Source organism: Streptomyces himalayensis subsp. himalayensis (assembly GCF_013778455.1).
Classification (GTDB): Bacteria; Actinomycetota; Actinomycetes; order Streptomycetales; family Streptomycetaceae; genus Streptomyces; species Streptomyces himalayensis.
Genome location: NZ_JACEHE010000016.1, coordinates 74,141 through 87,580, shown reverse-complemented (window position 1 = coordinate 87,580; position 13,440 = coordinate 74,141). Strand labels below are relative to the sequence as shown.

The following is a 13,440-nucleotide window of genomic DNA, read 5'->3' as shown; positions in this document are numbered from 1 at the left end:
CCGTCACGCCTTCAAGCCTCGGCAAGAAGGAGCTCACCAAGCTCACCGCCAAGGACGTCCGCACCTGGCTCAACCAGCTCCGCACCACCTGCCAGTGCTGCGCGCGCGGCCTCGACGCACCACGCGACCAGCCCCGCTGCTGCGCCGTCGGCCAGTGCTGCCGCAAGCTGCTCTCCCTGCTGACGCTGACCTACATCCACTCCGTGCTCAAGTCCGCGCTGGAGCACGCCGTACGCGAAGAAGAGATCCCGCGCAACGTCGCCCGCAACGTCCGCACCGGCACCCCAAGGCCCGGCCGCTTCGAACCCCTCACCGCCGACGAAGCCCGCCAGTTCCTCACCGCCGCCCAGGAGCACCGCCTGCACGCCCTGTTCGAACTCGCTCTCCACACCGGACTCCGCAAGGGCGAACTCCTCGGCCTGCGCTGGGAAGACCTCGACACACGTTGCCCACCAAGACGCTGGCCTCCGAGCGCCGCATCGCCCTCCCCGCCCGCTGCCTCCCCTCGCTGAAGCATCACCACGAAGAACAGCAGCGCGACGGTGACACAGCCGTGGCAGCACGGCGGGTACGTGTTCACCACTCCGCAGGGAAGATCGACCGACGACGGCGACGACCCAGCCCTGTGCGGAGCCACGGTCCACTGACGTTGCCGTCAACTACTGCCGTCAGACATCTCTGTGGCCCCGCCGAGAGCTTCCCGGCGGGGCCACAAATTTGCTCTTGCCCGCACCAAGAGATGCGATGCGGAGGTTAGGATTTCCGACTACGGCCGAATATCACTCCCCACTCCACACTGCAATCTCCCCCCCTGGCATGCAGGTCACGCGCCGCCCCTTCGGCCCGACAAGCCCCCAAGCCTCATAATCATCATCCGGCCGGACGATCAGATTCGTGCCGCTTTCAAATTCGATCACGAGATCCCCGACCCTTCCCACCTCGGCCCCAGTAATCACGTCACGGGCCAGCCGAACGAGATAGGGGGCCACAACATCCGGGGATTCTGGATCGAAAGACACATGATCCCCGGACGAGACCTGAAGAACCGCCTCGGTCTCGACGCGCAGCTCGTAATCCCCGCTGGTCAGGACCGTGAGAGCCGAATCGAAGCAGACACGGGTAACTGCTTGACCCTGAAGGTTCAGGTTCATGCCTACCACCCCACCGGAAGCGGATAAGTGCCATCAGGATTCATCGGGATATGCGTAGCCGCTTTTGATCCGGGTTTCCCGTCGAGCCCGATCGGCTGACCGTGCTTGTTATAGAACCGCACATAGCCATTCGGGTACATGCCGGTCGGATTCATCACGCGAAGCATGTCGGCATTTCCGGTCGAACCAGGCTTCTGCCACACACTTCCCTTTCCGTTATCAGCCGTCCGCGCCACCCAATCGTCACCCACGCCAGTGGGAGGGCCTGTCCTGAAGTTTGTGTATGCCCGGTATGACCGGATGGCATCGGGGTGACCGGTGCTGGAAAGGATCATTATGGGCAACTCTCGTGGCTCCCACAACAGTTCGGATGTCGTACAGACGGGGGCTGAGTTGGTGCAGCAGCAGGAGCAGAAGGACATCGCCCGGCAGCTGGTCGAGCGGGCCCGGGCGGAGGGCGTGAACCTCGTCGGCGACAACAGCCTGTTCAAGGGCCTGTTGAAGCACGTGCTGGAAGGCGCGCTGGAGGCGGAGATGAGCGAGCATCTCGGTTATGAGAAGGGCGACCCGGCCGGCCGTGGGGTGGCGAACTCGCGGAACGGGACGTCGTCGAAGCGGGTGCGGACCGAGATCGGCGAGGTGGAGATCGACGTCCCGCGGGACCGGGACGTTTCGTTCGAACCGCAGATCGTGCCCCGGCACCAGCGGAAGATCGAGGGCTTCGACGAGGCGGTCCTGTCGCTGTATGCGAAGGGCCTGACGACCGGGGAGATCCAGCAGCACCTGGCCGAGATCTACGACATGGACGTCTCGCGCGGGTTGATCTCGAGGGCGACCGACAAGATCAAGGACGAGGTCGACGCGTGGCGCAACCGGCCGCTGGACAAGATTTACGCCGTCCTCATGATCGACGCGATCGTGTTGAAGATCCGTGACGGTGCCGTGTCCAACCGCCCCGTCTACATCGCCGTGGGGATCAACCTTGAGGGCGAGCGTGACGTCCTGGGGATGTGGGTAGGCACCGGGGGCGAGGGTGCGAAACAGTGGATGACGTGGCTGTCGGAACTCCGCAACCGAGGTGTGCAGGACGTGCTCATCTCGTGCTGCGACGGCCTGAAGGGCCTGCCCGACTCGCTCACTGCGATCTGGCCGCAGACCGACGTGCAGCTGTGCGTGGTCCACATGGTCCGCAACTCGCTGCGGTTCACCTCGAGGGCCCACTGGTCGGCCATCACCAAGGAACTCCGGCAGGTTTACACTGCGCCGACCGAGGACGCGGCGAAGGCGCTCTTCTCGGAGTTCGAGGAGAAGTGGTCAGGGCAGTACCCAGCGATGACCGGGCTGTGGCGCAAGAACTGGATGCATTTCGCGGAGTTCCTGAAGTTCCCGCCAGGTGTCCGCAAGATCGTCTATACGACGAACATGATCGAGTCCCTCAACTCCCGCGTCCGGCAAGCCAGTCGGCGCCGCGGGCACTTCCCCAGCGAGGAAGCGGCCCTCAAGGTCCTCTACCTCGCCATCCGGCACCGGGAGCCCAACAGGCCCAACCCGACCGGACGCACCCACAACTGGAAAGCCGCCATAAACGTCCTCGCCGGCTTCTACGGCGACCGCGTCGACCTCGACGGACTCCCCCTTACCAACGAGTGATCAACCCGAAGTAAACCATCAGAAAATCAAAGATCGGGCATACACGAAAACCGAGACACTCCCACACTGGCAGGCCGCCGGGCGAACCGTTCTCGTCCGGGAGGCGGTACACCGCCGATGCGCAGGTCCAGGATCGGGCTCAGGCCGTGTGCGCCACCGTCGACAACCGGTGCACGTCCCGAGCCGTGCCCGTGACCCCGGACAGGAAGCCCTGGGCTCGGGGTGAGGCGTGATCTGTCAGCCAGGACGGGTCGATGTCGCACACGGCGACCTTCACCTCCGTGCCCGCCAAAGCCAGTGGCAGCGTGTGGACGACCGTCGACGGGAAGCTCAGGATCGTACGGCCGATCGGGCCACGGCGCGCTATCAGTTCCAGGGGGAGGTCCGGGCGGACCACCTCGAGGCCCGTTTCGACCGCCAACCGGTGGAGTTTCTCGGAGCTTTCGCGGCGGTGGGCGAAGTACCTCGTGGCGCCGTGTGCGCGGGCGAGGGATGCGACCGCCTCGAGATAGCGGTCGGGGTCCACCACGCCTGTCTCGACCAGCGATGTGCCGACCAGGTCGGCGCCCTTGGTTATCCGGGGCGGGCCGAACCTGGAGCGGGTCCACGCGAAGTCGTTCGCTGTGATGCGGACGCCCTCGGGGACGGTCTCCATCGGCATGGAGGAGAACACCTCGACCGTCCGCCCGCCGCCCGGAGTGAGACGGCGGCGCGCCGATGCGGACACGGGGGCGAAGACGATGTCGCGCGCCCCCGGACGCCCGCCGCGCCGGTGCCAGCGCACCAGGCGCTCGCCGCGGGCCAGCTGGGAGATGAACTCCATGGTGGCAGTGCCGTCGTCGACGACGACCAGGTCGCGGGCGCGCGTGATGGTCAGCAGGAGCTGTACGTAGCGGGAGAACGGGTCGCCGATGACGACCCGGCGGGCCACCCGCAGGAGCGGGGTGAGCCCGCCGATGGTCTGGAAGGGCGCGGCCGGGCCGCCCCGTGCCTCCTCCCAGCGGACCTGGTAGCCCTCTTTGCGGGCGAGTTCCGCCATGCGGCGCAGCTGGCCGCGGGTCATGGGATCGGTGGGCGACAGGACGACGAGCGTGAGTTCGCCGGGGGTGAGGGGGGTGCGGGTGCGGGCCTCTGCGGCGCGGTCGACCTGCTCCCCGGCCGGGTCGGCGGCGGCCTCGTGCCGTGTCCGTACGGACGGCGGCACGGCGCTTTCCGCATGCTCCTGCGCGGCCCTGGGCGCGACTGTGTGCGCCCACTCCAGAACGTTGAGGAGCTGTACGGGGCTCTCGACGAAGGCGAGGGTGGAGCCGGCCGCCGACCCGGTTCGGGGAGTCATCTGCCGTGTACCGCTCAGACGCCGACCGGCTCGCCGGCGGCGGCGGCGATCTCGGCCTCGGCGACGACGCCCTGGACGCGGCGGAGCTTCTTCATCGGGCCGAGCTCCGACTCGTAGACCTTCTTGACGCCGTCACCGAGGGAGGCCTCGATGGTGCGGATGTCGCGGACCAGGCGCTGCAGGCCGCCCGGCTCCACGGAGGCCGCCTGGTCCGAGCCCCACATGGCGCGGTCCAGCGTGATGTGGCGCTCCACGAAGGTGGCGCCCAGCGCGACCGCCGCCAGCGTGGTCTGCAGGCCGGTCTCGTGGCCGGAGTAGCCGATCGGCACGTTCGGGTACTCGGCCTGGAGCGTGTTGATCACGCGCAGGTTGAGCTCCTCGGCCTTCGCCGGGTACGTCGACGTGGCGTGGCAGAGCAGGATGTTGTCGCTGCCCAGGACCTCGACCGCGTGGCGGATCTGCTTCGGCGTCGACATGCCCGTGGAGAGGATGATCGTGCGGTTCGTGGCGCGCAGGGCGCGGAGGAGCTCGTCGTCGGTCAGGGACGCGGACGCGACCTTGTGGGCCGGGACGTCGAACTTCTCCAGGAAGGCGACGGCCTCGGTGTCCCACGGGGACGCGAACCAGGCGATGTCCTTCTCCTTGCAGTACTCGTCGATCTGGCGGTACTCGTCCTCGCCGAACTCGACGCGGTGCCGGTAGTCGATGTACGTCATCCGGCCCCAGGGGGTGTCGCGCTCGATGTCCCACTGGTCGCGCGGGGTGCAGATCTCCGGGGTCCGCTTCTGGAACTTGACCGCGTCGCAGCCGGCCTCGGCGGCCGCGTCGATCAGCTTGAACGCGTTGTCCAGGTCGCCGTTGTGGTTGATGCCGATCTCGCCGGTGATGTAGACGGGCTGACCCGGGCCGGCGGTCTTCGAACCGAAGGTGCGCAGACGGGAGTTGGTGCTCATGACGGAGAGATTCCTTACTTGTCGAGGGAGTCGAGAGAAGGGCCGAGGATCCAGCTGGCGATCTCTCGGATCGCGCCGTCACCGCCGGGGAGGGTGGTGACCGCGCGTGCGGCGCCGCGCACGACGTCGTGGGCGCTCGCGACCGCCACGGGCCAGCCGACGAGGGCGAAGCACGGGAGGTCGTTGACGTCGTTGCCGACGTAGAGCACGCGCTCAGGCGCGATGCCCTGCTCCTCGCACCACTGCTTGAGTGCGAGGTCTTTCCGGTCGATGCCGTGCAGGACCGGGAGCTTGAGCTTCCTGGCCCGGGCGGCGACGACCGGGTTCTGCTCCGTGGACAGGATCAGCATCGTCAGGCCGCTCTTGCGGAGGGCCGCGATGCCGAGGCCGTCTCCGCGGTGCACGGAGACGAACTCGCGTCCTTCGGAGTCGATCAGCACCCTGTCGTCGGTCTGGGTGCCGTCGAAGTCGAGTACGACCGCGTCGATGTCGGAGGCGGTCGGGAGTGCGCCGGGCCGGTCCGCGTCGAAGAGCGGTGCGAGTGCGCGGGCGCGGGCGAGGTCGTGCGGGTCGTCGATCTCGAGGACGCGGGCGGGGTCGGTGCGTACGAGCTCGGTGTGCCCGAAGAACCGGTGGTTGTGCTTGCGGAAGCCCGCGGCGTCCATCGCGTAGGCGGCGCCGGTCTCCAGGAGGTCCTGGGGGCGGTCCTGGCGGCGGGGGCGGAAGGACTTGTCGTGGTTGACGCCGTGGCCGCCCGCGGTGGCGGACGACTCCCCGCCATCCGCCGGAGGATGGTCCGCCCCGTCCCGCCAGATGAAGCCGTGGAACGGCGCCACCGTCACCGCGGTGTCGGCCCCGTTCTCCACGACCGCGGCCGCCACCCCTTCGATGTCCTCGCGGATCAGGAACGGGCTCGTGCACTGCACCAGCAGGACCACGTCCACCGCCGCGCCGTGCAGGGCCTCGTGGGTGTCCATCGCGTGCAGGACCGCGGCCTCGCTGGTGGCCGTGTCACCGGCGATGGCGGCGGGGCGCAGCACCACTTCGGCACCCGCCTCGCGGGCACAGGCCGCTATGGCGGCGTCGTCCGTGGACACCACGACGTCCGTGACGAGCCGGGTGGCGCGGCACTCGCGGACGGCGCGGGCCACCAGGGGCACGCCGCCGACCGGAGCGAGGTTCTTGGCGGGCACGCCCTTGGAGCCGCCGCGTGCGGGGATCACCGCGAGCACCCGGCGTACTGGCGCCGCCGTGCCCGCTTCGGGGTGCGTCATGGGAGAGGTCTCCTCGGTTCCTTGGGGTGCGTGGTCTTCGGGGGCGGTCACAGTCCGCCGTGCGACGGGGCGGTCACAGCTCGCCCATGCGCCGGATCACGGGCGCCACTCGCTGCACTCCGTGGCGGTAGGCGCCTCGGGCGACGCGGCGCACGATCCGCCGCACCCGGCCCGGCTCCTTGTCGGACACGGGGGCTCCGGGCAGCGGGGCGCCGTCCGGCCCGAGGTGGTGGCGGGCGAGGATGCGCGGCAGATAGCCGGGGGCGGTGACCGGTGTGTAGTACGGCTGAAGGGGTGGGAGCTCGGCCGATTCGAGCAGCGTCGCGATGCGCTCGCGCGCGGCGTCGAAGGCCGTCTCGTACGCCCCGTCGGCGGCGACGCCCTGCCGGGCGACCCACTTCTCGTCGGTCACGGGCTGGTGGCCGGAGTCGAGCTGGTCCCAGGAGGCGAGGCACCCGGAGCCGGTGAAGTGGTGGTTGCCGAGCGCCTCGCGCACGCCCAGGTCGGTGAGGATGACCGTGGGGATGCGGCGGTGCAAGGCCTCCAGCGCTGCCGTGGAGCTGACGGTGACCAGCAGGTCGGTGCGGTCGAGGACCTCGCCCATGTGCCCGTAGACAAGGCGGCAGTTGGCGGGCAGTCCGCCGGGGAGCCGCTGCGCGAGCTTCTGGTAGGGCAGTTCCTCGATGTGCGTGGTGTGCTCGCCGGGCTTGGAACGCAGCTTGAGCAGGACCTCGCGGTCCGGGTGCAGGCGTGCGTGCTCGGCTAGGCGGCGCAGCAGATAGGTACGGTCGGCGGCGGTATCGGGCACGGAGGGCTGGGCGGCGAAGACGACGGTGTACGGGTCGTCCTTGTCGTCCTGGCCCTTCTTCTCGTACGGCTTGCCGCCGAGGAACGGCAGTGCGGTCTCCACGACGGACGACGCGTCGGCGCCCACGCCCTCGTACACGGCGCGGAAGCGCTCCGCGTCATGGCGGGAGTTGGCGAGGACGAGGTCGGCGCCGTGTCGCAGCAGCAGGCCGTCGGCGAGCTTCTCGTAGACGACGCCGACATAGCCGGTGACGACGACGGGGCGCTTCGTGTGTCCCTTCCAGGTTCGGGCGAGTCCGTGCAGCATCGCCTGGACGGCTCCGCCGACGAGGGCGAGGACGACGACGTCGTACTCGGCGCGGTCCCGCTCCATTTCCCGCAGGAATTCGACGGCCGTGACCTCGCGCAGGTCATCCGCGCGCACTCCGACTTCCCGCAACTGGCGGGCCGTCGGGGTTGCACGCCCACGCAGCAGAAAACCGCTCAGCCGACTGTCCGGAACGGTACGGTTCGCGGTGAGCGCGCCCCATTTCCACCGGGTGTCGGAATCGGCGAGTACGGCAACCCGCGGGGACTTCGTCGAAGTACTTACTGGCACGTCGACGACGCTAGGAAGGCATTCCGAGCCGCCGCCCAACCCGAATGCAACAAACGGTTAACAGCACATCGACGAACAGCGAACCCAGCTCCGAACGGCATGGAAAAAACCTGCGTTCACCGTTCCGCCACACGTCGTTCATCCGGTATCAAGCCATGAGTCAAGACGCAGGGTGGAGCGGCATCTAACGTCACCGGGGTGGTCAAGCTCTCCGTTATCGTGCCGTTCTACAACGTCCAGCAATACGCGCCCGACACATTGAAAAGCCTGCGCGCCAACGCGCGGGAGGACTTCGAATTCATTCTCGTCGACGACTGCTCGAAGGATGAGACCCCGAACATCCTCGAGCGTGCGGCGAAGGAACTGCAGGGCGCCGGGGGCGCCGGCCGTGTCGTTCATGTCAGACACGAGCAGAACGGGGGCCTCGCGACCGCGCGCAACACGGGTATCGACGCCGCCACCGGCGAATACCTCACCTTCCTGGACGGGGACGACTGGCTCGCGCCGGGTTACTACCCGCAGCTGCTCTCCGCCATCGAGGAGCTGGGCTGTGACTTCGTGCGCACCGACCATGTGCAGTGCACCGCCCGCGCCCGCACCGTTCATCGTGTGCCGCACGGCATGCGCGGGGTCGTGATGCGGTCGCGCGACGCCATCCTGCCCGCCGACAGGACCACGTCCGTCGACTACGCGTACGCCTGGGCGGGCATCTACCACCGCCGGCTCGTCGACGCGGGACTGCTGCACTTCACCGACGGGCTGCGCACCGCGGAGGACCGGCCGTGGATCTGGCGGCTGCACCGCGAGGCGGAATCCTTCGCCGCGGTGAGCCTGTTGGGCGTTTTCTACCGGCGCGGGGTCGCGTCGTCCCTGACGCAGATCGGCGACGTACGCCAGCTGGATTTCATCCGGGCATTCGACCAGGTCGTAGAGGAAACAGCCGCCGACCCCGACGCGGAAAGCCTGCTGCCGAAGGCCGTGCGCACGTATTGCGCCATTATTTCCCATCATTTGGGATCCATTGAAAGGTTTGAACCGTCTGTGGCGCGCAGTCTGAAGGCCATGAGTGCGGCGGCGCTGAAGCGCATGCCGCAGAACGTTCTGGACGAGGCGCTCGACGCCATGGACGTCGAACGCGCGACGCGGCTGCGCCGTCTGCGCAGGCGGCCGGTGTCCGCCGGGGAGGCGGCGGCGTGAGCACGGCCGACTTCCAGAACTCCGCCCGCACGGCTGGCTCCGCCCGCACGGCTGGCTCCGCCCGCACTCCCGGCGGCCGTCGACACACCACCCAGATCTTCTACGCCTCCACGCTCTACGGTGCCGCCACGCTGGCCGCCGCCGTCGACGCGAACTGCTTCACGCCCGCCGAGCGGCGCATCCTGCTCGTCTCCAACAACGCGGCGATTCCCGAGACCGCGACCCCGCTCGACCGGATGCCCGGCTTCGCCCGCCTGCGCGACCGCTTCGACTCGGTCCTGTCGTGGAACGAGACCATCTTCCCCTTCCACCCGGGCGGTTGGGCCCCGCGCCCGGAGGACCTTCCGCTCTGGGAGCGGTATCTGCGGCTGGCCTGGAACCTGGGTGACGACGACGTCGAGCTGGCGGTGGAGTCCCTCCAGGTCGACCCCGCTCAGACGATCGCGCAGATCTTCACCGATGCCCCCGTCGACGTCTACGCGGACGGGCTGATGAGCTACGGCCCCACCCGCAACAAGATCGACCCGCTGGTCGGCACGCGCGTACGGCGGCTGCTCCACCTGGACCTGGTGCCGGGTCTGAAGCCGCTGCTGCTCACCGAGTTCGGCGTGGAGCCCGAGATCGTACCGACCGATGTGTTCGTGAAGACGCTCGGGGAACTGGGCGAGGACGAGTCGGCGGCCGCCCTGCCCAAGGTGGCGGAACCGGCGCTGCTGCTCGGCCAGTACCTCTCGGCGCTCGGCATCCTCAGCCCCGAGGAAGAGGAGGCCCTGCACGCCCGCATGCTGCGCGGCGCCTTCGCGCTCGGACACACCCGCATCGTGTTCAAGCCCCACCCCAGCGCACCGGCCCGCTGGTCGCGGACGCTGGAGCGGGAGGCGGAGAAGGTCGGCGCCGAGCTCACGGTGCTCGACACGCCCGTGCTCGCCGAGGTCCTCTACCAGCGGATGCGGCCCGCGCTCGTCGTCGGCTGCTTCTCCACCGCCCTGCTCACGGCGTCCGCGTTCTACGACCTGCCGATCGCCCGCACAGGCACCGAGCTGCTCCTGGAGCGCCTGTCGCCGTACCAGAACAGCAACCGCGTCCCGGTCACGATCGTCGACGCCCTGGTGCCGGACCTCGGCGACCGCGCCGGCGTCGACGCCCAGAAACTCGACGTGGAGGCGGGCGGGTTGACCGGCCTGCTCACGGCCGTCGGCTTCGTCATGCAGCCGCAGATACAGTCGGGGCTGCGTCCGGCCGCTGAACGCTATCTCGCCCAGCACTTCGGCCCCCGCACGCAGCGCTACTTCAAGCGCCGCCGGCTCACCTCGCTCGGCCTGCCCGGCGGCATCCCGGAGCGGCTGTCGTTCCTGCCGCGCAGCGCCACCGCGCGCCGGGTCGTGCGGCGGGCCCGTGCGCTCCGCAAGGCGGTACGCCGCTGAGCGCCGATCGCGGAGCCGGGCACCGGCACAGGAGCGGGTGGATCACTGGTTGATCCACCCGCTTTCTCTTTGGCACTCCGACCGGCTGCCGGGGGGCGGACCTTTTACCGTGATCGGAAAGCCGGAGAACTGAAGAGAAAGAGGGAAGACGACTCCCGGACGTGGTCTGTTCGGCCGGGGTTCATAAACGCTCCATAGCTTCCGACAATGCGTCAAGCAGTTTTCTCCCCGACACCGTTCGACCCGGCAGGCGGACCGAGATGACCCAGCAGGACATCCGTCCATCAGCCCACACCGCGGCCCCCGTTCCGCTCACGCTGCCGGGGCAGCGGCCAAGCCGGCGGCCACTGATCTCGTACGTGCTCCCGGTCTACAACGAGCAGGACGGCATCACCGCCTTCCACACCGAGCTGACCGCGGCCCTCGCCCAGCGCCCTGAGCTCGACTACGAGCTGGTCTACGTCAACGACGGCTCCGCCGACGGCTCGCTCGGCATCCTCAAGGACCTCGCGAAGAACGACGAACGCGTCCGGGTGGTCGACTTCGCCCGCAACTTCGGGCACCAGATCGCCATCACCGCGGGACTCGACATCGCCGAGGGCGACGCGGTGATCGTCATGGACACCGACCTCCAGGACCCGCCGCGCGTCAGCCTCGAACTGGTCGACGCCTGGCGCGAGGGCGCGGAGATCGTGCACGCCCGCCGCCGCACCCGGCAGGACTCCGCGTTCAAGCGGGCCACCGCGTCGCTGTACTACCGCGTCCTGCGCTCCTGCGCCGAGGTGGACATCCCGCTGGACACCGGAGACTTCCGGCTGATCGACCGGCGCGTCGCCGACGAGCTGCGCCGGTACCGCGAGCGCAGCCGCTTCGTCCGCGGCATCATCGCCTCGATGGGCTTTACGCAGACCGAGGTGAAGTTCGACCGCGACGAGCGGTTCGCGGGCGAGACGAAGTACCCGCTGAAGAAGATGGCCAAGCTGGCGATCGACGGCGTGACCAGCTTCTCCACGGTGCCGCTGAAGATGATCACCCGGCTCGGCTTCCTGGTGCTGGCGCTGTCGCTGCTCGGCATCCTCTACGCGCTGGGCATGAAGTTCTTCCGGCCCGACATCACCGTCTCCGGCTGGACGATGCTGATGTGCGTCGTGCTGTTCCTGGGCGGCACCCAGATGCTGTCCCTCGGTGTGCTCGGCACCTACGTAGGACGTATCTACAGCGAGGCCCAGGGGCGCCCGCTGTACCTGGTGCGCGAGGTGACCGGCGGCCGTCCGCAGGGCGAGCGGGGAGACACCGGTGCCGTCTGAGACCGTCGCCGACGCCGTGCCGGAGGCGCGGGCCCAGGAGCGGGCCGCCGAGCGGCGCCGCACCCTGGGCCAGCTGATCCGCTACACCCTGATCGGCGGCAGCGGCGTCACGCTCGACCTCGTGGCCTTCCTGCTGCTGCACAACTGGGCGGGGATGCACGAGCAGGTCGCCAACGCGATCAGCACCACGCTCGGCATCACCAACAACTTCATCCTCAACGCGCTGTTCACCTTCGAACGGCGCGACCGGATCGTGGTGCGCTTCCTGCGCTTCTACGCCGTCGGTCTGACCGGGATCGTCCTGACGTATCTGCTCTTCCTCGTCTTCACCGACGCGCTGGGGATCGACGCCAACATCGTCAAGGTGGGCTCGCTGCCGCTGGTCCTGGCCCTCCAGTTCGTGCTCAACAGAAAGTGGAGCTTCGCATGAACCTCGGCATCATCGGCGCGGGTGCCACCGGCCTCACCGCCGCCTGGGACGCCGTACGCGCCGGCCACCAGGTCACCATCCTGGAGGCGGCCGACGAACTGGGCGGCCTGGCCGCGTCGTTGAAGGTGGGCGGCGTTCCGCTGGAGCGCTACTACCACCACATCTTCCGCAGCGACAAGGCCATGATCGCCCTGATCGAGGAGCTGGGGCTCGGTGACGCGCTCCGCTTCCACAAGCCGACCACGGGCATCTACCGCCGCGGGAAGCTGATCGACTTCACCAACCCGTTCGACATGCTGCGCTTCCCGGAGTTCTCGCCGGTGGACGCGGTGCGGTTCGCCGGGTCGTCGGCGCTGCTGAAGGCGGTCCGGGGCGGTGAGCGGTTCAACGACCTGACCGCGCTGTCCTGGCTGCGCCGCTGGGCGGGCCGGAAGGCGACCGCGGCGATCTGGGAGCCGCTGCTGCGCGGCAAGTTCGGCGACCGCGCCGAGCAGGTGTCGATGGCCTGGCTGTGGGCCCGCATCCACTGCCGCACGTTCGAACTCGGCTATGTCGACGGCGGGTTCGAGCGCGTGTACGCGGCGCTGCGCGACGGCATCGAGGAGCGCGGCGGCAAGGTGGAGTTCGGCAAGGCGGTCGAGTCCATCCGGCAGGACGGCGACGCCGCACCCGCGGTCGTGCAGTGCGCGGATGGCTCCCGCTACCAGTTCGACCAGCTGATCGTCACCACCCCGCAGCCCGCCTTCGCCAAGGCCGCCGGACTGCCCGCCGACGACACGGTGTGGAAGAACCAGTACCTGGGCGCGACCTGCTTCGTGCTGGAGCTGGACCGCAGCGTGATCCCGTACTACTGGCTCAACATCAACGAGCCGGACTTCCCGTTCCTCGCGGTGGTCGAGCACACCAAGATGATCGACCCGTCCGTGTACGGCGGCCGGCACGTCCTCTACGTGGGCAACTACGTCGAGCGCGAGGACTGGCGGTTCACGACCGAGCCGGCCGACCTGCTGAAGGCGTTCGTGCCGTATCTGAAGCGGATCAACCCGGAGTTCGACGAGTCCTGGATCAAGGACTGGCACTTCTCGAAGGCCGGGTTCGCCCAGCCGGTCGTGACCCCCGAGTACCGGTCGCTGATCCCCGGCCACGACACGCCGATGAGCCGCGTCAAGCTCGCCACCATGGCGCAGATCTACCCGCAGGACCGCGGCCAGAGCTACTCGGTGGCACTGGCCCGCAAGGTGACGAAGCTGATCGGGGCGCGCTAGCCCGGTCATGCGGAAGGGGCCCCGGTCGGCACGACCGGGGCCCCTTGT

General features: G+C 68.8%; 11 protein-coding genes and 1 pseudogene. 7 read left to right on the top strand and 5 right to left on the bottom strand.

Going from position 1 to position 13,440, the window contains the following annotated elements; all coding sequences use genetic code 11:
- Positions 1 to 17: 17 nt before the first annotated feature.
- Positions 18 to 605: pseudogene (locus H1D24_RS24985) on the top strand (site-specific integrase); the annotation flags it as partial.
- A 174-nt stretch (positions 606 to 779) separates the two neighbouring features.
- Here the strand turns inward: H1D24_RS24985 and H1D24_RS24980 are convergent.
- A complete protein-coding gene (locus tag H1D24_RS24980) occupies positions 780 to 1,151 on the bottom strand; it encodes a DUF6188 family protein (RefSeq protein ID WP_181659915.1) in 372 nt (123 codons plus the stop codon).
- Positions 1,152 to 1,487: 336 nt separating this feature from the next.
- Between H1D24_RS24980 and H1D24_RS24975 the strand changes: the two genes are divergently transcribed.
- Entirely contained in the window at positions 1,488 to 2,801 is a 1,314-nt protein-coding gene (locus H1D24_RS24975) for an IS256 family transposase (RefSeq protein WP_258564294.1), read from the top strand.
- Positions 2,802 to 2,940: 139 nt separating this feature from the next.
- Here H1D24_RS24975 and H1D24_RS24970 read toward each other — a convergent pair whose 3' ends face one another.
- From H1D24_RS24970 to H1D24_RS24955, 4 genes are all read right to left on the bottom strand, one after another.
- Entirely contained in the window at positions 2,941 to 4,137 is a 1,197-nt protein-coding gene (locus tag H1D24_RS24970; protein WP_181659914.1) for a hypothetical protein, read from the bottom strand.
- 14 nt (positions 4,138 to 4,151) lie between these two features.
- Complete coding sequence (locus H1D24_RS24965) at positions 4,152 to 5,090, bottom strand: N-acetylneuraminate synthase family protein (protein ID WP_181659913.1); 939 nt, start codon at positions 5,088 to 5,090, stop codon at positions 4,152 to 4,154.
- A gap of 14 nt (positions 5,091 to 5,104) precedes the next feature.
- Complete coding sequence (locus tag H1D24_RS24960; RefSeq protein ID WP_181659912.1) at positions 5,105 to 6,364, bottom strand: N-acylneuraminate cytidylyltransferase; 1,260 nt, start codon at positions 6,362 to 6,364, stop codon at positions 5,105 to 5,107.
- Between the two features lie 73 nt (positions 6,365 to 6,437).
- The gene (locus tag H1D24_RS24955; protein ID WP_181659911.1) at positions 6,438 to 7,769 is read right to left on the bottom strand and encodes a DUF6716 putative glycosyltransferase; all 1,332 of its coding nucleotides are present in this window, start codon (positions 7,767 to 7,769) and stop codon (positions 6,438 to 6,440) included.
- 198 nt (positions 7,770 to 7,967) lie between these two features.
- On the opposite strand from H1D24_RS24955, the gene H1D24_RS24950 reads away from it, so the two are divergent.
- From H1D24_RS24950 to H1D24_RS24930, 5 genes are all read left to right on the top strand, one after another.
- Positions 7,968 to 8,966, top strand: a complete 999-nt coding sequence (locus H1D24_RS24950) for a glycosyltransferase family 2 protein (RefSeq protein WP_181659910.1) — start codon at positions 7,968 to 7,970, stop codon at positions 8,964 to 8,966.
- A gap of 95 nt (positions 8,967 to 9,061) precedes the next feature.
- Entirely contained in the window at positions 9,062 to 10,390 is a 1,329-nt protein-coding gene (locus H1D24_RS24945) for a polysialyltransferase family glycosyltransferase (RefSeq protein ID WP_181660046.1), read from the top strand.
- A 260-nt stretch (positions 10,391 to 10,650) separates the two neighbouring features.
- Complete coding sequence (locus H1D24_RS24940) at positions 10,651 to 11,697, top strand: glycosyltransferase family 2 protein (RefSeq protein WP_181659909.1); 1,047 nt, start codon at positions 10,651 to 10,653, stop codon at positions 11,695 to 11,697.
- Positions 11,687 to 12,127, top strand: coding sequence for a GtrA family protein (locus tag H1D24_RS24935; RefSeq protein WP_309484434.1), 441 nt, complete (start codon positions 11,687 to 11,689; stop codon positions 12,125 to 12,127). Before H1D24_RS24940 ends, H1D24_RS24935 begins: the two co-directional genes overlap by 11 nt.
- Entirely contained in the window at positions 12,124 to 13,392 is a 1,269-nt protein-coding gene (locus H1D24_RS24930) for an NAD(P)/FAD-dependent oxidoreductase (protein WP_181659908.1), read from the top strand. The genes H1D24_RS24935 and H1D24_RS24930 overlap by 4 nt, the downstream gene beginning before the upstream one ends.
- Positions 13,393 to 13,440 lie beyond the last annotated feature (48 nt).